The organism is Streptomyces sp. NPDC006207 (assembly GCF_040613835.1).
GTDB lineage: Bacteria > Actinomycetota > Actinomycetes > Streptomycetales > Streptomycetaceae > Actinacidiphila.
Genome location: NZ_JBEXSX010000006.1, coordinates 117,469 through 137,339, shown reverse-complemented (window position 1 = coordinate 137,339; position 19,871 = coordinate 117,469). Strand labels below are relative to the sequence as shown.

Annotated in this window: 18 protein-coding genes; 11 read left to right on the top strand and 7 right to left on the bottom strand. The window is 73.3% G+C overall.

The annotated features are described in order from the left end of the window. Nucleotides 1-46: 46 nt before the first annotated feature. Entirely contained in the window at nt 47-814 is a 768-nt protein-coding gene (gene cobF / locus ABZ312_RS06695; RefSeq protein ID WP_500325051.1) for a precorrin-6A synthase (deacetylating), read from the bottom strand. A 447-nt stretch (nt 815-1,261) separates the two neighbouring features. Here cobF and ABZ312_RS06690 point away from each other — a divergent pair, with 447 nt between their 5' ends. Further along, the gene (locus ABZ312_RS06690) at nt 1,262-2,053 is read left to right on the top strand and encodes a CAP domain-containing protein (protein WP_500436660.1); all 792 of its coding nucleotides are present in this window, start codon (nt 1,262-1,264) and stop codon (nt 2,051-2,053) included. 66 nt (nt 2,054-2,119) lie between these two features. Here ABZ312_RS06690 and ABZ312_RS06685 read toward each other — a convergent pair whose 3' ends face one another. The 5 genes from ABZ312_RS06685 to ABZ312_RS06665 form a co-directional block, all read right to left on the bottom strand. After that, complete coding sequence (locus ABZ312_RS06685; RefSeq protein WP_500325057.1) at nt 2,120-3,403, bottom strand: glycoside hydrolase family 18 protein; 1,284 nt, start codon at nt 3,401-3,403, stop codon at nt 2,120-2,122. A gap of 133 nt (nt 3,404-3,536) precedes the next feature. Then, nucleotides 3,537-6,533 carry a glycoside hydrolase family 2 TIM barrel-domain containing protein gene (locus ABZ312_RS06680; protein ID WP_500436658.1) on the bottom strand — a complete coding sequence of 999 codons (2,997 nt, stop codon included), beginning with the start codon at nt 6,531-6,533 and terminating at the stop codon, nt 3,537-3,539. A gap of 283 nt (nt 6,534-6,816) precedes the next feature. Continuing rightward, on the bottom strand, nt 6,817-9,936 hold the full coding sequence (locus tag ABZ312_RS06675) for an alpha-mannosidase (RefSeq protein WP_500357920.1): 3,120 nt from the start codon (nt 9,934-9,936) through the stop codon (nt 6,817-6,819). Nucleotides 9,937-9,950: 14 nt separating this feature from the next. Continuing rightward, on the bottom strand, nt 9,951-11,294 hold the full coding sequence (locus tag ABZ312_RS06670; protein ID WP_500325063.1) for a 6-phospho-beta-glucosidase: 1,344 nt from the start codon (nt 11,292-11,294) through the stop codon (nt 9,951-9,953). Further along, nucleotides 11,291-12,043, bottom strand: a complete 753-nt coding sequence (locus ABZ312_RS06665) for a DeoR/GlpR family DNA-binding transcription regulator (protein WP_500325064.1) — start codon at nt 12,041-12,043, stop codon at nt 11,291-11,293. The genes ABZ312_RS06670 and ABZ312_RS06665 overlap by 4 nt, the downstream gene beginning before the upstream one ends. Before the next feature lie 195 nt (nt 12,044-12,238). On the opposite strand from ABZ312_RS06665, the gene ABZ312_RS06660 reads away from it, so the two are divergent. The 4 genes from ABZ312_RS06660 to ABZ312_RS06645 all read left to right on the top strand — a co-directional run bounded on the left by ABZ312_RS06660 (nt 12,239) and on the right by ABZ312_RS06645 (nt 16,441). Next, nucleotides 12,239-13,291 carry a carbohydrate kinase family protein gene (locus tag ABZ312_RS06660; RefSeq protein WP_500325066.1) on the top strand — a complete coding sequence of 351 codons (1,053 nt, stop codon included), beginning with the start codon at nt 12,239-12,241 and terminating at the stop codon, nt 13,289-13,291. A gap of 9 nt (nt 13,292-13,300) precedes the next feature. Further along, on the top strand, nt 13,301-14,575 hold the full coding sequence (locus ABZ312_RS06655; protein WP_500436656.1) for an extracellular solute-binding protein: 1,275 nt from the start codon (nt 13,301-13,303) through the stop codon (nt 14,573-14,575). Between the two features lie 145 nt (nt 14,576-14,720). Further along, complete coding sequence (locus ABZ312_RS06650) at nt 14,721-15,605, top strand: carbohydrate ABC transporter permease (RefSeq protein WP_500325250.1); 885 nt, start codon at nt 14,721-14,723, stop codon at nt 15,603-15,605. Further along, nucleotides 15,602-16,441 carry a carbohydrate ABC transporter permease gene (locus ABZ312_RS06645; RefSeq protein ID WP_500436653.1) on the top strand — a complete coding sequence of 280 codons (840 nt, stop codon included), beginning with the start codon at nt 15,602-15,604 and terminating at the stop codon, nt 16,439-16,441. Before ABZ312_RS06650 ends, ABZ312_RS06645 begins: the two co-directional genes overlap by 4 nt. Nucleotides 16,442-16,499: 58 nt before the next feature. Here the strand turns inward: ABZ312_RS06645 and ABZ312_RS06640 are convergent, their stop codons facing one another. Beyond that, a complete protein-coding gene (locus tag ABZ312_RS06640) occupies nt 16,500-17,255 on the bottom strand; it encodes a DUF4097 family beta strand repeat-containing protein (protein ID WP_500436651.1) in 756 nt (251 codons plus the stop codon). 231 nt (nt 17,256-17,486) lie between these two features. On the opposite strand from ABZ312_RS06640, the gene ABZ312_RS06635 reads away from it, so the two are divergent. The 6 genes from ABZ312_RS06635 to ABZ312_RS06610 are packed head-to-tail and all read left to right on the top strand — an operon-like array spanning nt 17,487 to nt 19,860. Continuing rightward, nucleotides 17,487-17,951, top strand: coding sequence for a Na+/H+ antiporter subunit E (locus ABZ312_RS06635; protein WP_500325073.1), 465 nt, complete (start codon nt 17,487-17,489; stop codon nt 17,949-17,951). After that, nucleotides 17,948-18,226 carry an MrpF/PhaF family protein gene (locus ABZ312_RS06630; protein ID WP_500325075.1) on the top strand — a complete coding sequence of 93 codons (279 nt, stop codon included), beginning with the start codon at nt 17,948-17,950 and terminating at the stop codon, nt 18,224-18,226. Before ABZ312_RS06635 ends, ABZ312_RS06630 begins: the two co-directional genes overlap by 4 nt. Continuing rightward, entirely contained in the window at nt 18,223-18,525 is a 303-nt protein-coding gene (locus ABZ312_RS06625) for a monovalent cation/H(+) antiporter subunit G (protein WP_500325077.1), read from the top strand. Before ABZ312_RS06630 ends, ABZ312_RS06625 begins: the two co-directional genes overlap by 4 nt. Next, entirely contained in the window at nt 18,522-18,794 is a 273-nt protein-coding gene (locus tag ABZ312_RS06620; RefSeq protein WP_500325078.1) for a Na(+)/H(+) antiporter subunit B, read from the top strand. The genes ABZ312_RS06625 and ABZ312_RS06620 overlap by 4 nt, the downstream gene beginning before the upstream one ends. Next, complete coding sequence (locus ABZ312_RS06615) at nt 18,791-19,519, top strand: MnhB domain-containing protein (RefSeq protein ID WP_500325080.1); 729 nt, start codon at nt 18,791-18,793, stop codon at nt 19,517-19,519. The genes ABZ312_RS06620 and ABZ312_RS06615 overlap by 4 nt, the downstream gene beginning before the upstream one ends. Continuing rightward, a complete protein-coding gene (locus tag ABZ312_RS06610) occupies nt 19,516-19,860 on the top strand; it encodes a sodium:proton antiporter (RefSeq protein WP_500325081.1) in 345 nt (114 codons plus the stop codon). The genes ABZ312_RS06615 and ABZ312_RS06610 overlap by 4 nt, the downstream gene beginning before the upstream one ends. The last annotated feature ends 11 nt before the right edge of the window (nt 19,861-19,871 follow it).

Below are 19,871 nucleotides of genomic sequence, written 5' to 3'. Positions count from 1 at the left end.
GTGTCCGGTCCCGGTTGCGGGACCGGCCGCGCGCGCTGCGCGTGGCTCACCTCGGCCCGCCGCGGCGCCGGCGCAGCAGGTAGGTGTCCATGATCCAGCCCTTGCGTTCCCGGGCCTCGGTGCGCGCCCGGAGGATGCGCTCGGAGGTCTCGGCGAGCGGGCCGGAGACGAGGATCTCGTCCTCGGTGCCGAGGTAGGCGCCGTAGTGGATGTCCAGGCCCTCGGGGTCGAGGCCGGCGAAGGCGGCGCCGCCGTCGAGCATGACCACCACGTCGTCGGCGTCCTCGGGGAACCCCTCGGCGAGGCGGCGGCCGGTGGTGATCTGCAGGGGGCGCCCGACCCGGGTGAGGGTGAGGCGGTGGCGGGCCGCGAGGGCGGCGACGCTGCTGATGCCGGGGACGACCTCATGGGTGAAGGAACCCGGCCGGCGGGCCAGGACCTCCTCGACGACGGCGATCACGCTGTCGTAGAGGGAGGGGTCGCCCCAGACCAGGAAGGCGCCGGTCTCGCCGGGGCCGAGGTGGGCGTCGAGGAGTCCGGCCACCAGGTCGGCGCGGCGGCGCCGCCAGTCCTCGACGGCCTCGGCGTAGCCGGGGGCGGTGCGGTCGCGCTCGGCGTCGGGGACCTCGACGAGGCGGTGGCCGCGGCGCGCGTGCTCGTCCAGCATCCGCCGGCGCAGGCGGATCAGGTCCTGGCGTTCCTCGGGTTTCCCGAGGACGAGGAAGACGTCCGTACGGCCGATCGCCTTGACCGCCTGAAGGGTGAGGTGTTCGGGATCGCCCGCGCCGATGCCGATGACGAGGATGTGTCGCATGCGGTGATTGTGCCCTGCGGTGTGCCCGTGACGGCCGTCGCGGCAACTGTTCCCGGGGCGTCCCGTGATGTCCCTCACGCTGGATCGGGTGGTTACGGTGCGACTTAGTAGCGGGCGTCCACGCGGCATATAACATCTATCCGTAACGGAATGGGACATAATTCGCACAGGGGGCGACGGCATCCGATCCGTACGGCGTCATGGGCCTCTCCCGGGGTGGGGACAGCGATCTGAGGGCCCATCAGGTCTCTTCCGCACCGTGGCTCCGGCGGCGCGGCACGCTCACCCGCCGGGCGCAAGAGGCACCGCGGCTACGAGTCCGCGTAGTACCGATCTTTCATTGCCCGATGTTCGGGACGGTCCACACAATGGCCGGGCCCGCCAGCCGTCACGGCAGCTCGGGTGGGTTGTGAACACGCACGCCGAACCCTGGAGTGAGGTCACGCAATGACGAAGCACCGCCGGATGAAGCCCTTCCGGAAGATCACCGTCGCCGCCCTCGCCGTCGCCGCCGTGGGTGTGCCCTCGGTGGCCATGGCTTGCGTCGGCGGCCAGCAGGGCCCGCAGTACGGCGGGTCCCAGGGCCGGGGCGACCAAGGTCAGGGTGGCCAGGCCCAGGGCCAGGGCCGCTGGAACCACGCCTCGTGGGGCGGGTCCTGGAAGGGGTCCGCCGACGGGTCCGCCGACGGCACGTGGACGCAGGGCGGCCAGTGGGGCGGGAAGCCGTCCTGGGCACCCTCCGCCGCACCCTCGGCCCCCGCCTCCGCGCCCTCGGCCCCCGCCTCCGCGCCCTCGTCGGCACCGTCGTCGGCACCGTCCGCCGCACCGGCCTCCCCGGCCGCGGGTCCCGGAGCCACGCTGACGGGAGCCTCGGCCACCGTGCTCGACATGGTCAACCAGGAGCGGGCGAAGGCCGGCTGCACCGCCCTGAAGGTCAACGCCAAGCTGAACCAGGCCGCGCAGGACCACAGCAAGGACATGGCCTCGCACCAGAACATGTCGCACACCGGTTCCGACGGTTCGTCCCCCGCCGACCGCATCTCCTCGGCGGGCTACGACTGGAGCAGCTACGGCGAGAACGTGGCCTACGGCTACTCCTCCGCCTCCAGCGTGATGAGCGCATGGATGGCCAGCCCGGGCCACAAGCGGAACATACTGGACTGCTCGTACAAGGAGATAGGGATCGCGCTGGCGCAGCCCGGCAACTACTGGACGCAGGACTTCGGCGCCGCGCGCTGAAGCAGGACGCCGGGAGGACCGGCCGCCCCCGTGGCGGCCGGGCCTCCCGGCGTACGTGCGGTGGGATCAGCGCAGACCGCGGCCGAGCGCGTTGATCAGCTCACCGTTGGTGGTGTCCCCGCTCAGTTCCCAGAAGAAGGCGCCGCCGAGGCCCTGCGACTTCACCCAGGCCGCCTTGCCGCGGAGGGTGAGCGGCGTGTCGTAGCTCCACCACTCGTCGCCGCAGCGGGCGTACGCGGTGCCGGCGACCACGCGCGTGGCCGGGCAGCGGGTCTTGAGCACCTTGTAGTCCTCGCTGCCCGCCTCCCAGGTGCCGGGGGCGGGGCCGGTGGCGTCGCCGCCGGGCGCCGTCCGCGTCACACCGGTCCAGCCGCGGCCGTAGAAGCCGAGGCCCAACAGGAGCTTGCGGGCCGGGATGCCGAGGCCACGCAGCTTGCGGATGGTCGCCGCCGCGTTGGAGGTCTTCTCCGGGATGCCGCGGTAGGAGGTGAGCGGCGAGTGGGGGGCGGTCGGGCCGGTGGCCGACCAGGTGCCGAAGTAGTCGTAGGTCATCGGGTTGTACCAGTCGACGTACTTCGCGGCGCCCGCGTAGTCGGCGGCGTCGATCTTGCCGCCGTCCGAGGCGTCGGCGGTGATGGCGGCGGTGACCAGGTTCTTCTTGCCGAAGCGGTGGCGTACCGCGGCCATCAGGTCCGTGTACGCGGTCGGGCCGCTGGTGTCGCAGGACATGCCGCAGGCGTTCGGGTACTCCCAGTCGATGTCGATGCCGTCGAAGACGTCGGCCCAGCGCGGGTCCTCGACGAGGTCGTAGCAGGAGTCGGCGAAGGCCTTCGGGTCGGCCGCGGCCTGGCTGAAGCCGGGCGACCAGGTCCAGCCGCCGAAGCTCCACAGGATCTTGATGTCCGGGTACTGCTTCTTGAGCTTGCGCAGTTGGTTGAAGTTCCCGTGCAGCGCGCCGTCCGCGGTGCCGTCGGCGACGCCGTCGACGCTGCCGGCCGCGTCGTAGGGCTTCTGGTAGTCGGCCCACTCGTCGCCGACGGCGCACTTGCCGTCGCTCACGTTGCCGAAGGCGTAGTTGATGTGGGTGAGCCGCGAGGCCGCGCCCGAGGTGACGATGTTCTTGACGTGGTAGTCGCGGGCGTAGACGCCCCAGTCGATGAAGTAGCCGACGACTTTCGACGTGGCTCCCGTGGTGTGCGGGGCGTGGTGGCCGTGGCCGTGGGACGCCGCCGCGGGCGCGGGCTGGGCCGCGGCGGGGCCGGTGACCAGGCTCGCGGTGAGCAGCGCCGTGCCGGCGGCGACGAGGCCGACCAGCGTTCTGCGGAACCGTGATCCCTGCTGTCTGGGCATGGAGTCACCTCTGGTGAGGAAGCGGTCGTGAGCGCGCGTGGATGCGGGGACACCCTAGAAGGACTAGACCAATGGGGTCAATGGTCTGCACCAATTCGGAAGTCCCCGCTCCACGCGGCGTGTTGACCGCCCGTCAGAGCGGCTGCAGCGTCCAGGACCAGCGGTGGGTACCCGGGCCCACCCGGTACACCGGCAGGGTGTCGGGGCCGCAGGAGGCGGTGCCGACCCCGCGGTGGGCGGCGTCCAGATGGACCACGCACGCGGCGCGCGGCACGAGTTCGTCGTGGTGGGCGGCGGCCGTGAGGTCCGCGGCGCGGTAGCGCGTGACGCTCACCTGGCGCGGCACGTCCAGGTGGACGGCGATCCCCGGCGCGGTCGCGGCCCCGGTGAGGGTGAAGCGCCGCACGTCGTGCCGCCCGCCGCTCTCCTGCGGCCTCAGGTACGGCGTGAACAGCGCGTCCACGTCCGACCGGTGGACCCCCACGGTCGCACCCGCGCACCGGTCGGGGTACGTCTCACCGGGGCCCCGCCCGAACCATTCCAGGGTGTCGAGCCCCGCCAACGTCTCGAAGACGGTGCCGACCCGTGGCAGGTCGGCCAGCGCATCCGGCAGCACCGCGGTCTCGTCGACGAGCAGCCCTCCGTTCGGCAGCGGCGTGAGGACCTGCTCGTGGCCGACGGTGCCCGCGCCGTCCGTCGCGTACGCCGAGCGCACCACCACGCTCGCGCCCTCCCTGCCGACCGACACCAGGGTGCGTTCCAGGGCGTGCAGGCCCCAGGCGCGCCAGCGAGCGGCGATGCCGCCCCACTCGTCGTTGTCGGTGGGGGCCCGCCACAGCGTCAGCACGGGCGGCGCGGTGAGCAGCGGATGCCGGAGCAGTCCGGCGTCGTCGAGCTCCACGGCCCCGGCCCCGTCACCGGCGAGCACGGCGCCCGCCCGGGTGAGCAGGTCCCGGTGGTCCTCGGCGAGCACCACCTGCGGGGCGCACACGAGCGTGCCGCGCGGCGCCCACGGCAGGTCCTGCGCCGTCGTGACGCGCAGCGTCAGGTGCGAGTCGCCGTGCGGCAGCAGGCTGGTGGGCAGCGGCACCACCGCGCTCTCCCCGGGCGCGAGGTCCGGGAGCCGGGCAGGGGCGGTGCCGGAGTCGCCGATGTGCCATCGCGCGCTCAGCCACGCCAGGTCCGCGAAGTGCTGCCGGTTGGTGATCCGCGCCTCGCGGCGGTCGGGGGTGAGCTCCAGCCGCAGCGGGGCGGCGATCTCGCGGTGCTCGGCCATCGCGGGCTTGGGCGTCCGGTCGGGCAGGACCAGGCCGTCGGCGCAGAAGGCCCCGTCGTGCGGCGTGTCCCCGAAGTCGCCGCCGTAGGCCCAGCGGTAACCGGGGGCGGTCACCCCGTCGGCGTACGCGTCGGCAGGGGCGTCGGGCCCTGCCGGGCGGCCGGCCCCCTCCCCGGTGAGCCGCTGGAGGATGCCGTGGTCCCGGAACTCCCAGACGAAGCCGCCCTGCAGGCCCGGGGTGGACTCGATGGCCCGCCAGTAGTCGGCCAGGGAGCCGTTGCTGTTGCCCATGGCGTGCGAGTACTCGCACAGGATGAGCGGCTTGGAGTGCGGGCCGGCCGTGATCTCCTCGATGGAGGCGTACATCGGGCAGATGATGTCGCTCGCGGACTGCGCCTCCTCCCAGGCGTCCTTGATCGCGCCCTCGTACTGCACGGGCCGGGTCGGGTCGGTGCGCCGCACCCAGGCCGCGGCGGCGTCGTGGTGGGCGCCGTGATCGCTCTCGTTGCCCAGCGACCAGACCACGACACTGGGGTGGTTGCGGTCGCGCAGCACCATCCGGGCCACCCGGTCGGTGAACGCCCCCAGGTAGCGCGGGTCGTCGGCCAGTTCGTGGGCGTGGTCGTGGGTCTCGATGTCGGCCTCGTCCACGACGTACAGGCCGAGTTCGTCGGCGAGGGAGAGCAGGGCCGGGTCGGGCGGGTAGTGCGCGGTGCGCACCGCGTTGAAGCCGTGCCGCTTCAGCAGGCACAGGTCGGCCCGCATCTCCTCGGCGTCGACCACGCGCCCGGTCAGGGGGTGGAAGTCGTGCCGGTTGACCCCGCGGAAGTAGACCCGGACGCCGTTGACCAGCAGGTCGGCCCCGGAGATCTCCACGCGACGGAACCCGACGCGGTGGCGCGACTCGTCGGCCACGCTGCCGTCCGCCCGGTGCAGCCGCACGGTCAGGTCGTACAGGTGCGGCGTCTCGGCGGTCCACGGCCGGACACCGGGCACCGTGGCCCGGATGCGGGCCTCGCCGAGGAAGTCCGAGACGCGCTCGCTCGCGACGTTGGCCCGCGCGAAGGCCTCGTCGGCGGGGAGCCGCAGGATGCCGTCCGGGGTGCACAGCAGTCCTGACACGCTCCAGCCCGCCGGGAGGGCGCCCTCCCCGCTGCGGACCCGGACCGCGACGTCGAGGGTGCCGCCGGGCACGGCCGTGATCCCCACGTCCGCCAGGTGGAGCGGGTCGGTGGCGTAGAGGTGGATGGAGCGGGTGATGCCGCCGTGCCACCACTGGTCCTGGTCCTCCAGGAAGGTCGCGTCGGACCACTTGACGACCGTCAGGCGCACGGTGTTGCGCTCCCCGGGGCGCACCGCGTGCGTGACGTCGAACTCCGAGGCGAGGTGGGAGTCCTTGCCCACCCCGACGGCGGTGCCGTTGACGTGCGCGATCAGCACGCTCTCGGCGGCCCCGACGTGGAGCACCACCCGCCGCCCCGCCCAGTCGGCGGGCACGTCGGCCTCCCGCTCGTACACCCCGGTCGGGTTGCGTCCGGACGGCGGTGAGGGTGGCAGGTCGGGGAAGGGCATCGTCACGTTGGTGTACTGCGGCAGGTCGCGCACGCCGTGGATGTCCTCGAAGTCCTGGACGGTCCAGCAGCCGGGCACGTCCGTCTGCGCCCAGCGGCCGGCGAGGGGGGTGCGCGGGGTGGGCAGCAGCTGGAAGCGCCAGCGCCCGTCCAGCGCTACGCGGGGCGCGTCGGGGCGGACGACGGCGTGCATGGGGAGCCGGCGCCATCCGGTCAGCTCGGGGGCGTCCCACGGGTCGATCGGAACGGCGGGCTCTGCGCTTGCGGGGCGGCGGTCCTGCATGGGGCTTCCCTCCCGGGAGCGGTCGGTTCGCGGTGGGGCGCGGTGACGGCGGGCCGCGTGGGGACGAGGACCGGGGCGGCGTCGCCGGAGGTGGCCCGGCGGCCGCGGGCCGGGGCCCGCGGTGCGGCGCGATCGGCGCCGGGGGGGGACGGGGGTCCGCTGCGACGGCACGGGGTGACGGCCGGGCGGTACGTCTCCGGGGCGGCGTGGTGCGCGCGCCCCGGACGACCCGGAACGGTCGGGCCGGTGGCCGGTGGCCGGACCGTTCCGGGTGGTGGGGCGGCTACGCGCGCGGCGTGAGTCGCAGGGTGAGGATCTGGAACGGCCGCAGGGACACCCGGATCCCTCCGTCGGGCCCGAGTTGCGCGCTCTCCCCCTCCAGCGGGCGTTCCAGCAGGTCGGTCACCTGCACCCGCTCCACCGGGAACGAGGCGCTCAGGGTGGTCGCGGCGCGCCCGCCGAGCGACTCGTACAGCCGGACGACCACGTCGCCGGACCGGTCGTCGGCGAGCTTGACCGCCTCGATCGCGGCCCGCGTGCCGTCGAGGGTCACCAGGGGCGCGACCGGCCCGCCGCCCGGGGCACCGGCGGTGACGCGCAGCGGCAGGTTGAGCTCGTAGCCGCCCGCCACGGCGTCCTCCACGGCCGCGCCGGGCAGCAGCGCGTACGTCATGCGGTGCGTGCCCTGGTCGGCGTGCGGGTCGGGCACGCGGGGCGCCCGGACCAGGCTGAGCCGCAGCGTCGTGGTGGTGCCGCCGTCCTCGCGGGAGGTGCGGCCGACATCGTGGCCGTAGGTCGAGTCGTTGAGCACGGCCACGCCGTACCCGGGCTCGGCGACGTGCACCCAGCGGTGGCAGAAGACCTCGAAACGGGCCGCGTCCCAACTGGTGTTGGTGTGCGTGGGCCGGAAGACGTGCCCGAACTGGATCTCGGCGGCGCTCCGGTCGGCGTGCACGTCCAGCGGGAAGGCCGCCTTGAGGATCTTCTCGCTCTCGTGCCAGTCGATCTCCGTCTCGAAGTCGATCCGCGGGCTGCCCGCGCGCAGCCGTACGGTCTGCGCGAGGCGGGAGCCCCCGAAGGACCGCTCGACGCGGATGGCGCCCACAAGCGGGCCCTCCTCCACGACGGTGATCGCGTCGGCGGCCGTCAGGTCGGTGTACTGGCGACGGTAGTGCCGGTCGATGTCCCAGGCGTCCCACTGGTTGGGCAGGTCGGTGTGGAGCCGCAGCAGGTTGCCGCGCGCGCCGGGGGCCAGCACCTCGCGGCCCGCGGTCAGGTCGAACACCGAGGTGAGCAGCCCGTCGTCGTCGAGTTCGACGCGGACCAGCCCGTTGTCCAGGACACGGCCGGTGACGGTCACCTTGCCGCCCGGCTCACCCGCCACGACCGGCCCCGCCCCGGAGGCCGGCAGCTCGGCGAAGACCGCTACCCGGCCGTCGGCGAGCGGCTGGCCTCCGGTTCCGTCCGGCGCCGCCGGCACCGCGACGACCTCCGCCCGGGCCCGCGGTGAGGTGTTGAACACCCACGGCGCCGACGGCCCGGTGCCGGGGTCGCCGGCCACCACCGCGGCGGCGGTGGCGGTGATCGCCTCCAGCTCCTCCTTCAGCCGGGCGTAGGTCGCCTCGGCCTCGCGGTGCACCCAGGCGATGGAGGAGCCGGGCAGGATGTCGTGGAACTGGTGGAGCAGGACCGTCTTCCACAGCCGGTCGAGGTCCTCGTACGGGTACGCGTACGAAGGGTCGCGCAGCGCGGCCGTGGCGGCCCACAGCTCGGCCTCGCGCAGCAGGTGCTCGCCGCGCCGGTTGCCGGACTTGGTGCGGGCCTGGCTGGTGTATGTGGCACGGTGCAGCTCCAGGTAGAGCTCGCCGGACCACACCGGGGCGTCCTCGTACTCCGCCCGGGCCTCGCGGAAGAAGGTGTCCGGGTCCTGGACGACGACCTTGGCCGAGCCCTCCAGGTCGCGCAGGCGCCGGGCCTTCTCCAGCATCTCGCGGGTCGGGCCGCCCCCGCCGTCGCCGTGCCCGAAGGGGACCAGGGAACGCGTGCCGCCGCCCTTGTCCGCGTAGTTGCGCACGGCGTGGGCCATCTCCTCGCCGGAGAACACCGCGTTGTAGGTGTCGACGGGCGGGAAGTGCGTGAAGATCCGGGTGCCGTCGATGCCCTCCCACCAGAAGGTGTGGTGCGGCATCTTGTTCGTCTGGTTCCACGAGATCTTCTGCGTGAGGAACCACTCCATCCCGGCCAGCCGGGCGATCTGCGGGTAGGCGCCGGTGTAGCCGAAGGAGTCGGGCAGCCACACCCCCCGGCACTCGACGCCGAACTCCTCGGCGAAGAAGCGCTTGCCGTGGATCAGCTGGCGGGCCATCGCCTCGCCGCCCGGCAGGTTGCCGTCGGCCTCCACCCACATGCCGCCGACCGGCACCCAGTTGCCGGCCTTCGCCGCCTCCTGCATGCGCCGGTACACCTCGGGGTTGCGCTCCTTGACCCAGGCGTACTGCTGGGCCTGGGAGCAGGCGAAGACCAGCTCCGGGTAGTCGGCGGCGAGCGCGGTGACGTTGGAGAAGGTGCGGGCGGTCTTGCGCTTGGTCTCACGCAGCGGCCACAGCCACGCGCTGTCGATGTGGGCGTGGCCGACCGCGGACAGCGTATGGGCGCTGGCGTGGGCGGGCCGGGACAGCGCCCCGGCGAGTTCCGCGCGGGCCGCGGCGGCGGTGCCGGCGACGTCCGCGATGTCGAGGGCGTCGAGCATCCGCTCCAGGGCGCGCAGCAGTTCGTGGCGGCGCGGCTCGGCCGTGGACAGCTCACGCATCAGCTCGCCCGCGACCTCGATGTCCAGGACCAGGTGCCACACGTCCTCGTCGAGCACGGCGAGGTCCGCGCGGGCCATCGTGTACAGCGGTTCCGCGGGCGCGGTGAGCCGGTCGCCGAGCGGGGTCGGCAGGAACCCCTTGGCCAGGATGTCGGGGTTGGCGGCGGCCTCCAGCAGCAGCTCCACCGGTTCACCGCCGGCCGCGGGGTTCGCGACGGGCACGTACTGGTTGCGCGGCTCGATGCCCTTGACCGGGGTGCCGGACGCGTCGTGGACCAGGGCCTCGGCCTGGCCGCCGGGCCAGTCGCCGATGAAGCCGAGGTCGAAGACGGCCTCGACGCGCCGGCCGGCCCATTCCGCGGGGACGGTGCCCCGGGCGCGTATCCAGCTGGTCGACCAGGGGGTGCCCCAGCGGTCGCCGGTCGCGAAGGGGACGTACTCGGCGGCCAGCGCCTCGCCCACCGGAACCGGTTCGCCGTCCACGTGCCACGCGGTGAGCGTCAGCGGCACCGACGCGGCGTACACCGCGGGGCGGATGCGCTGTTCGAGGACGCGGTCGAGGCGCGCCTCGACCTGCTTGCGGTCGTCGTGCATGGGTGCTGGTCCCCTCAGTCCCGGAGGTAGGCGAGGTCGGGTACGTGCTTGCGGTAGCCGTCGAGCAGACGCCGGCCGACGGCGACGGAGTCGACGAGCGGGTGGAGCGCGAAGGCGCGCAGGGCGGCGGTGCGCTCGCCGGTGGTGGCGGCCCGGATGACGTCGCGCTCGACGGCCTTGACGGAGGTGACCAGGCCGACGGCGTGGCCCGGCAGCGGATCGCCGACGATCGGGCGGGCGCCGTTGGCGTCCACGTGGCAGGGCACCTCGACGACGGCCTCGGCGTCGAGCGGCTCCAGGGCGCGGCGGTTGCGGACGTTGAGGATGAGCGTGGTGCGCTCGTCGAGGGCGATGGCCCGCATCAGGGCGAGGGCGACCTTCTCGTAGCCGCCGGACTCCAGGTCGCACGAGTCGCGTTCGCCGGCTCCCGCGGCCTCCCGTACGTCGGCGCCGTAGGTGGTCTCGCGCTCCAGGCGGGTGGCGTCCCAGGCCGCGAAGGGCTCGGTGCCCGGGGCGCGCATCGTCTCGTAGAAGCGCTGCTGCTGCTCCAGGAGGAAGGCGCCGCGGGTGTGCTCGGCGTCGCGCGCGGCGGCGACGGTCTCGCGGTTGGAGTAGTAGTAGTTCAGGTACTCGTTGGGCACCGAGCCGAGGGTGCGCAGCCAGTCGGCGCCGAAGAGCTTGCCCTCCTCGAAGGAGGTGAGCGCCGCCTCGTCGGCCAGCAGCCGCGGGAGCAGGTCGACGCCGTCCACGCGCACCGCCCGCAGCCAGCCGAGGTGGTTCAGGCCCGCGTAGTCGAACCAGGCGCGGCCGGCGTCGACGCCCAGGGCGCGCGCCACCCTCCTGCCGAGGCCGACGGGCGAGTCGCAGATGCCGATGACGCGGTCGCCGAGGTGGTGGGACATGGCCTCGGTGACCATGCCGGCGGGGTTGGTGAAGTTGATGACCCAGGCGTCGGGCGCGAGCCGCGCGATGCGGCGGGCGATGTCGACGGCGACGGGGATGGTGCGCAGCCCGTACGCGATGCCGCCGGGTCCGACCGTCTCCTGGCCGAGGACGCCCTCGTCGAGGGCGACGCGCTCGTCGACGACGCGTCCGGCGAGACCGCCGACGCGGATCGCGGAGAAGACGAAGTCGGCGCCGGTGACGGCCTCGTCGAGGTCGGTGGTGACGGTGACCCCGGGCGCGTCGGGGTGTCCCTGCGCCTGCTGCCGCAGCACCCGGACGATGGCGTCCAGGCGTCCGGGGTCCAGGTCGTGCAGGGTCACGTGGGTGACGCGGCCCGCCGCACGGTCCTCCAGCAGGGCGCGGTAGACCAGCGGGACGCGGAAGCCGCCACCACCGAGAATCGTGAGCCTCATACCTCGACCACCTCCACCCCCGCCTCGCGCAGCGAGGTCCGGGTCGTCGCGTCCGCCGGGGCGTTGGTCACCACGACGTCGATGTCCTCGGGCCCGCACACGCGGGCCATGCCGGTGCCGGGGAACTTCCCGGCGTCCGCCGCGAGCACCACCTGGTCGCTCGCCGCGATCATGGCCCTTTTGACGGGCACCTCCACGGCGGTCGTGTCCAGTATCTGCCCGCCCGGGCGGATGCCGCTGGTGCCCAGGACCAGCCGGTCGGCCCGGACCTGGCGCAGGTTGTCCTCGGTGAGGAAGCCGACCAGGGAGCGGTACTCGCGGCGCACGACCCCGCCGAGCAGCACCAGCTGGACGTCCTTCTCGTCCTGCAGCTCCTCGTAGACCGCGAGGTTGCTGGTGATCACCGTGAGCGAGCGGCCGCGCAGGTGCCGGGCGACCCGCAGTGCGGTGGTCCCGATGTCCAGCAGCACGGTCTCGCCGTCCTTGATGATCTCGGCGCACCGGACGGCGATGGCGTCCTTGGCCTCGACGCGGACGGCGGCGACGTCCGGGAACGGGTCGTCCTCGCCGGTCAGCGGGACCGCGCCGCCGTAGACACGCTTCAGCAGGCCCTCGTCCTCGAGCTGGATGAGGTCGCGGCGGATCGTGGCCTGGCTGGCGCCGATCCGCTCGGCCAGCACGGTCACCGAGGTGGGGCCGTCCGCCCGCAGCGCACGGAGGATCAGCTCATGTCGTCGGTCGGGGAGCATGGCACGAACCCTACCCGGGCTCTCTGCAAAGTCAATCAAAGTCGAGCAGGTTTGTGATTGACCCTTGTCAAACCACTGCACAGCATGCAAGCTCTTGCCTACTTCAGGCCGGGGCGTCCCCCTGTCCGGGCCTGGACCGGGGGGACACGAAGCACCGGGCGCCCCGCGCCGGTGCCCCTGGAGAGGTAGGTCGCAATGCCGCGGTCGACGCACGCCCGCAGCACCCGGGAGGAGGCAGCCGATGTCTTCCTGTCAGGGCTGCTCTTCTTCGACCTGGGTTTCACCGGGCTCCCCTCGGCTCCCACCCCGGGCGCCGAGGTGTGGACCAAGGGCATGGGCACGTCGCCCGGCGGGATCGCCAACTTCGCGGTCGCGCTGAGCAGGCTGGGGCTGCGCACGTCGCTGTCCGCGGCCTTCGGTGAGGACCTGCTCGGCACGCACCTGTGGCACGAGCTGTCCGTGACCGAGGGCGTCGACCTCTCCCGCTCGCGCCGCTTCGCCGGGTGGCCGACCCCGGTGACCGTCTCGCTCGCGTACGACGGCGACCGGGCGCTGGTCACCCACGGCCAGGAGCCGCCGCTCGGCCCGGACGCGATGATCGGCGAACCGCCGGCGAGCCGGGCCGCGATCGCCCACATCGGCGCCGAGCCGCTGGAGTGGGTGGGGCGCGCGCACGCGGCGGGCACCCTGGTCTTCGCCGACGTCGGCTGGGACCCCTCGGAGCGCTGGAGCCCGGCGGTGCTGGAACAGCTCGCCCTGTGCCACGCCTTCATGCCCAACGCCGAGGAGGCGATGGCCTACACCCGCACCGGCACCCCGCGGGCGGCGTTGTCCCGGCTGGCCGACCTCGTGCCGCTCGCCGTGGTCACCGACGGCGCCGGGGGCGCGCTGGCGGTGGACTCCACGACGGGCGAGAGCGTGTCGGTGGCCGGTCTGCCGGTGGACGCCGTCGACACCACCGGCGCCGGCGACGTCTTCGGGGCCGGGCTGGTCGCCGCCACCCTGGCGGGCCGCCCCCTCGCCGACCGGCTCCGCTTCGCCAACCTCGTCGCCGCGCTGTCCGTGCGGCGGATCGGTGGCGCCGCCGCCGCACCGGACGTGGCCGCCGTCGCCCGCTGGTGGCGGTCCGTGCGCGACTCCCCCGGCAACGACGACCTGCGCTCCGCGTACGCCTTCCTCGACCACACCGTGCCGGCCGCCGCGACGACCGCCGCCGGCCCGCACCACGCCGATCAGCCCGAGCAGTAGGAGAACCCCGTGGACCTTTCCCGCAGACGATTCCTGCAGGCAACCGTGCTCACCGCCGCGGCCGCCGGCCTCACCGCCGCGTGCGGTGGCGGCGGAACGGGCGGCACCAGGAACGGCAAGAACCTCACGCTCTGGTACTGGGGCGGCGGGCTGAGTGACAAGGTTGTCAAGGACGCCGAGGCGCACTTCACCGAAGTGACCCTGAAGTCCGCGCAGATAGGCGGCGACTTCAAGCAGAAGCTGCTCACGACGCTGACCGGCGGCCAGTCCGTGCCCGACATCACCGGCATCAAGGGCGAGGACATGGCCTCCTTCCTGCCCAACGCCAACCGCTTCCTGGACCTCAACGACCTGGGCTTCAAGGACGTGGCCCCGCAGTACCTGGAGTGGAAGAGCAAGCTGGCGCGCAGCGAGGACGGCCGGCAGATCGGCTTCCCGATCGACATCGGCCCCACCGCGATGTTCTACCGCGCGGACTTCTTCGAGCAGGCCGGGCTGCCCTCCGAGCCGGAGCAGGTCGCGGCGCAGATCAAGACCTGGGACGACTGGCTGGCCGCGGGCCGGGAACTGCGCAAGGCGGTGCCGTCGGCGTCGCTGATCAACAGCGCGAGCGCGGTCTTCGACATCGCCGTCGGCCAGGGCACGCAGCGCTTCATCGACACCGGCAACCACTTCGTCGGCGACCAGGACCACATCCGTGCCGCCTGGGACCTGGCCGTGCGGCCGTACGGGCTCGGGCTCGACGCCAAGATCAACGACAACAGCTGGAACGCGGCCATCGCCAAGGGCACGCTCGCGACCGAACTCGGCGCCGCCTGGCACGCCCTGGACATCTCCTCCGCCGCGCCCGACTCCAAGGGCAAGTGGCGCGTGGCCCCGATGCCGGGCGGCCCGTCCAACCTCGGCGGCTCGTTCCTGGCGCTGCCCCTCCAGTGCCGCAACCCCGAGCAGGCCTTCAAGGTCGTGAGCTGGCTGCTGAGCCCCGCCAACGACGCCCGCGGCTTCGCCGACGCCGCGATCTTCCCGGCCGCCCCCGCGGCGTACGCGATGCCGCAGATGACCGCCGGCGATCCGTACTTCGGCGGCCAGAAGACCATCGACGTCTTCGGGCCGGCCGCCAAGGCGATCCCGGAGGCGTACGAGGCCCCGGCGGACGCGGCCCTGATGGCGACGTACAAGACCGAGCTGACCAACGTCGAGACCAAGGGCAAGAAGGCGGACGACGCCTGGAAGGACGCCGTGGCCCAGGCCAAGCAGATCGCGCAGCGGCAGGGCGTGCGCTGACATGGCGGCGCCTCCGACCACCGGCCCCGGCTCCGTCGCGGTGGACGCCACCGGCGGCGGCCCGGGGCGGCCGCGCCTGCGTCCGCGCCGCTCCGCGCCCGCGCACCACCTGCCGCAGCCGGCGGCGGGGGCCGCCCGGCGCGGTGTGCTGTCCTTCTGGCCGCAGTACCTGGCGATCTCGCCGTTCTACCTGGTCTTCGGCGTCTTCATGCTCTGGCCGGTGTTCTACTCGCTCTACCTGGCCTTCCACCGCTGGGACGGCATCGGCGAGATGCAGTTCGTCGGGTTGCAGCAGTTCCGCTTCCTGATGGACGACCCGGTCTTCTGGCTGTCGATCCGCAACACCCTGGCCATCTGGGTGCTGTCGACGGTGCCGACGCTCCTGGGGGCGCTGGTGCTGGCCACGCTGCTCAACTCCGTGCGGCGCTTCAAGTCCTTCTACCGGATCGCGCTCTTCCTGCCGAACGTCACCTCGATCGTCGCCATCGCGATCTTCTTCGGGGCGGTCTTCAGCAACAACTTCGGCCTGGTCAACGCGATCCTGCACATGGCCGGCCTGCCCGAGGTCCAGTGGATGAGCAATCCGTGGACCATCAAGCTGGTCATCGCGCTGCTGATGACCTGGCAGTGGACCGGGTACAACATGATCATCTACCTGGCGGGGATGCAGGCCATCCCCGGCGAGGTCTACGAGGCGGCGCGGATCGACGGGGCCGGGCCGGTGCGGACCTTCCTGCGCATCACGATCCCGATCCTGCGCCCGGTCATCCTGTTCACGGTCGTCATCTCGACCGTCAACGGCCTGCAGAGCTTCACCGAGCCGCAGGTCCTGTTCGGGAGCAACGCGGCCAACGCCAATCTCGGCGGCCCCGGCCAGGCGGGTCTGACCACCTTGCTCTACTTCTACCAATCGGCGTTCTCCAACAACGACTTCGGCTACGGGGCCGCCATCGTCTGGGCGTTCTTCGTGCTCATCCTCGTGCTCGTCGTCGTCAACTGGCGCCTCGTCCAGCGCGGGAGGAAGTCATGACGCGCACCGCACGGTCGCTGCGCCCCAAGGGGCTCACCGCGCACCTCGTGCTGATCGTCGCGGTCCTCGTCTCGGTCTTCCCGTTCTACTGGACGATCGTCATGGCGACCAACACCACCCGCGACATCTACCGCACGCCGCCAAAGGTCTCCTTCGGCCCGCACCTGCTGGACAACGTCCGCACGGTGCTCGACAGCATCGACTTCTTCGGCTCGATGCTCAACACGCTGGCGGTCGCCTGCGTCTCGACCGTGCTCGTGCTCCTCGTCGACTCGATCGCGGCCTTCGCCTTCGCCAAGTTCGACTTCCCCGGGCGCAGGTGGCTCTTCGGGGTGCTGCTCGTCTTCATGATGCTGCCGCTGCAGCTGGCGATCATCCCGCAGTACCTGATCATGATGCACCTGGGCTGGCTCGGCACGCTCAAGGCGCTCATCCCGCCCGCGCTGGCCAACGCCTTCGGCATCTTCTGGCTGCGCCAGTACGTCAGCGGGGGCGTCCCCGACGAACTTCTCGACGCCGCCCGCATGGACGGCTGCGGCTTCCTGCGCCAGTACTGGCACGTGGTGCTCCCGATGATCCGCCCGGCGCTGGCGTTCCTCGGCATCTACGCCTTCGTCAACGCCTGGAACGACTACGTCTGGCCGCTGATCGCCCTGGTCAACCCCGAGCACATCACGCTCCAGGTCGCCCTGGCCCAGCTCAACGTCGGCCGCTCCACGGACTACAGCGTCGTGATGGCCGCCGTGCTCATCGCCTCCGCGCCCCTGGTGCTGGTCTTCGCGCTCTTCGCGCGGGGCTTCATCGCGGGCGCGACCGAGGGGGCCGTCCGCGGCTGACCCGTCACCGGTCCCGGGGCGCGCCGACCGGCGCCCCGGGGCGGCCCCGGGCGGGCGGTCAGCCCGTCTGCACCGTGACCATGCCGTTCTCGGTGGTGGCGGTGATCCTGCGGGACGACGACGGATCGGTCGGCACGCTCACCTGCCTCATGCCGACGCCGGTCCGGGCCCGCACGTCGTAGGCGGTTCCGGGCGGCACGGTGACGGTGACCATGCCGTTCCCGGCGGTGGCGGTGACCTCCTGCGGTGCGACGGCGAAGGTCGCCTCGACCGTGCCGTTCCCGCTCGTCAGGGACGCCCGGCGGGCGCCGAGCGCGCTGCCGGTGACGCCGCCGTTGCCCGTGCCGAGGTCGACCGAGCCGGTGACGCCGTCCGCCTCGACCTCCCCGTTGTCCACCCTGACGGTGACGGGCGTCGCGGGGGGCACCCTGACGACGTAGTCGACCTTGCACGGCCGGCTGTTCCCGCACCCGGAGCCGACCAGCCGCAAGGTGCCGCCCTCGACTTGATGACGGGTGGCCGGCTTCACGGCGCCGTACTCCAGGGTCTCGGTCACCGACATCGGCCCGCTCCCCACGGTGATCCGCACGGAGCCGTTCTCATTGCGCACGTCGAGCGCCTTCGCGCCGGAGATCTCGTAGGAGTGCGGGGAGGACCCGCCGGTCGCGCCGCCGGGTGACCCTCCCCCCGAGGGCACGGCGGGGCCGGTGACGTCGGCACCGGGTGCCCCGTCGCCGCCCGCGTCGCAGGACACCAGGAACCCCTCCGCCGCAAGGGCCAGGACGACCGCCACCGCGCGCCAACTCTTCACCACTGCCTTCTCCTTGCACGTCGCCAACCATCGCCCCACGGGAGCATATCCCTGCAAAGGCGGCATTCCCGATCCTCCGATGAGGTGAATGGCCCGCCGGGACGCGGGTACACGCGCCTCGACCGCGGTGCGGCGAACGGGTGGCAGCGGCCGTGCGGGCGGCGCGCGGGGCGGGCCGGGTGCGCCGCGGCCGGTAGACCTGGCGGACGGGGCGGACGGATCCGGGAGGGCAGGATGGGGCGCACGGCGGCCGAGGTGACGGGGTGGCTGCTCGTGCTGCTCGCCCTGTACGTGGTGCTGATCGGGCCCGTCACGGTGCTGGAGGTCATCGTCGGCGCGGCCGGCGCGTTGCTGGCCGGCATCGCCGCGCACACCGTACGGAAGGCCGCGGACGCGGCGCCGGGCGGTGCGCGGTACGGGGCACGTGCGGTACGCGCCTGGCCGGGTGCGGTGCTCTCGGAGACCTGGCAACTGGCCGTGGCGGCCGTCGGCGGGCGAGCGCACCGCGGCGGCCTGCACACCCTGCGGCTGCCGGAGGGCGTCGGGGCGGGATGGGCGACGGTGATGCTGTCCGCCACCCCGGGCACCGTCGTGGTGGACGTCGACGACAGCGGCGAACGCGCCGTCACGGTGCACCGGTTGGGTGGCGGCGCGTCGGCGATGGAGCGGGCGCTGGGCGCCGAGGAGGTGCGGCGGTGAACGCGTGGCTGATCGCGGCCGGGGTGCTCATGAGCGCCGGGCTGGGCCCGTGCGCCTGGCTGGTGCTGCGCGGGGCGGCGCACGCCCGGCTGGCCGGGGTGAGCCTGGCGACGACGCTGGTGGCGGTGGTGCTCCTGCTGCTGGCCGAGGGCTTCGGGCGCACTTCGTACGGCGATCTCGCACTGGTACTGGCCGTACTGGGGCCGGTCGGGACGCTGGTGTTCACCCGGTTCCTGGCCGGGGAACCGCACGAGGGCGGCGGTGCGGCGACATGACGGTCCGTCACCTGCTGGCCCTGGCGCTGCTGGTCACGGGCTGCGCCGTGCTCCTGCTGTCCGCGGCGGCGCTGGTCCTGCTGCCCGGCCCCTACCGCCGGCTGCACGCCCTGTCCCCCGCTGGCGCGCTGGGCGCCCCGCTGGTGGCGCTGGCCCTGGCGGTGGAGACGGGGCCGGGGCGCGCCGCGCTGAAACTGCTGTTCATCGGCGTGCTGCTGGCAGCCGGCGGCACGGTGACCACGATGGCGCTCGGGCGGCTGACCGTACGCATGGACGAGCGCAGGGAGCCCGCCACGTGACGGGCACCGATGTGCTGGTGGTGATCGCGCTGCTGCTGGTGGCGGTGACGGCCACGGCGGCCGTGCTGACCCGCGACCCGGTCCGGCAGTCGGTCGTGCTGGCCTTCCTGGGCCTGGCGTTCGCGCTGCTGTTCACCGTGTTCCAGGCACCGGACGTGGCGCTGTCGCAGCTGGCCGTCGGCTCGGTGCTGACGCCGCTGCTGATCCTCCTCACCGTCCGCCGGGTCCGGCGGCCCGCGGCCAAGCGGACCGGGCGGGAGGGCCGGTGAGGCGCGGCGCGCGGATCCGGCTGTTCGCCGTCGCCGCGGCGGTGCTGTTCGCGGGCTGGGCGCTCGCCTGCGCCGGGCTGCCGCCGTTCGGCGGTGACGTCCACCCCTACGGCGACCGGGCGGTCGCCGCGGCGCTGACCCGGCACACCGCGAACGTGGTCTCCTCGGTCAACTTCGACCAGCGGGCCTTCGACACCCTCGGCGAGGAGTCCGTGCTGTTCGCGGCGGTCCTGGGGGCCACCGTGCTGCTGCGGCCGGCCCGTGACGAGCACAAGGTCGGCCCGGCGCCGCTGTCCGTGCTGCCGGCCACCCGGCTGTTCGGCGCGCTGCTGCTGCCGGTGACGCTGCTGACCGGCTGGTACGTCGTCGCGCACGGCCAGCTGAGCCCGGGCGGTGGCTTCCAGGGCGGCGTGGTGCTGGCCGCGGGCCTGCACCTGGCGTACGTGGCCGCCGACTACCGGGTGCTGGGCCGGGTGCGCCCGCTGGCCGTCCTGGAGGTGACGGACGCCCTCGCGGCGGCCGCGTTCACGGCGCTGGGCCTGGTGGGGCTCGCGGTGGCCGGCGCCTACCTGGCCAACACGCTGCCGCTGGGGACCTTCCGCGACCTGGCCTCCGGCGGGCTCGTACCGCTGATCAACGCCGCCGTCGGGGTGGAGGTGGGCTCGGGCGTCGTCGTCCTGCTCGCCGCCTTCCTCGACCAGGCCGTGGAGGTGACCGACAAGTGAGCGTGCTGCCCTACCTCGTGGCCGGCTGGGTCTTCCTGGCCGGGATGTACGGGCTGGTGACCAGCCGTGACCTGATCCAGGCCGTGGGCTGCCTGAGCGTCACCCAGTCGGGGACGTACGTGCTGCTGCTGGCCGTCGGCTACCGGCGCGGCGGCACCGCCCCCGTCTACTCCGACACCTCCGTGCGCACCCCGGTCGTCGACCCGGTCGTGCAGGCGATGACCCTGACCGACGTCGTGGTGGGGGCGGTGGTGACCGCGCTGCTGCTCAGCCTGGTCATCCAGCTGCGCAAGCGGCACGGCACCCTGGACCCGGAGTCGCTGACCGGACTGAAGGGCTGAGGGCGCCGACC

What these genes read in the sequence shown, in the direction of transcription:
- cobF (WP_500325051.1), bottom strand. Translation starts at nt 814, where the DNA reads ATGCGACACATCCTCGTCATCGGCATCGGCGCGGGCGATCCCGAACAC.
- ABZ312_RS06690 (WP_500436660.1), top strand. Translation starts at nt 1,262, where the DNA reads ATGACGAAGCACCGCCGGATGAAGCCCTTCCGGAAGATCACCGTCGCC.
- ABZ312_RS06685 (WP_500325057.1), bottom strand. Translation starts at nt 3,403, where the DNA reads ATGCCCAGACAGCAGGGATCACGGTTCCGCAGAACGCTGGTCGGCCTC.
- ABZ312_RS06680 (WP_500436658.1), bottom strand. Translation starts at nt 6,533, where the DNA reads ATGCAGGACCGCCGCCCCGCAAGCGCAGAGCCCGCCGTTCCGATCGAC.
- ABZ312_RS06675 (WP_500357920.1), bottom strand. Translation starts at nt 9,936, where the DNA reads ATGCACGACGACCGCAAGCAGGTCGAGGCGCGCCTCGACCGCGTCCTC.
- ABZ312_RS06670 (WP_500325063.1), bottom strand. Translation starts at nt 11,294, where the DNA reads ATGAGGCTCACGATTCTCGGTGGTGGCGGCTTCCGCGTCCCGCTGGTC.
- ABZ312_RS06665 (WP_500325064.1), bottom strand. Translation starts at nt 12,043, where the DNA reads ATGCTCCCCGACCGACGACATGAGCTGATCCTCCGTGCGCTGCGGGCG.
- ABZ312_RS06660 (WP_500325066.1), top strand. Translation starts at nt 12,239, where the DNA reads ATGCCGCGGTCGACGCACGCCCGCAGCACCCGGGAGGAGGCAGCCGAT.
- ABZ312_RS06645 (WP_500436653.1), top strand. Translation starts at nt 15,602, where the DNA reads ATGACGCGCACCGCACGGTCGCTGCGCCCCAAGGGGCTCACCGCGCAC.
- ABZ312_RS06635 (WP_500325073.1), top strand. Translation starts at nt 17,487, where the DNA reads ATGGGGCGCACGGCGGCCGAGGTGACGGGGTGGCTGCTCGTGCTGCTC.
- ABZ312_RS06625 (WP_500325077.1), top strand. Translation starts at nt 18,223, where the DNA reads ATGACGGTCCGTCACCTGCTGGCCCTGGCGCTGCTGGTCACGGGCTGC.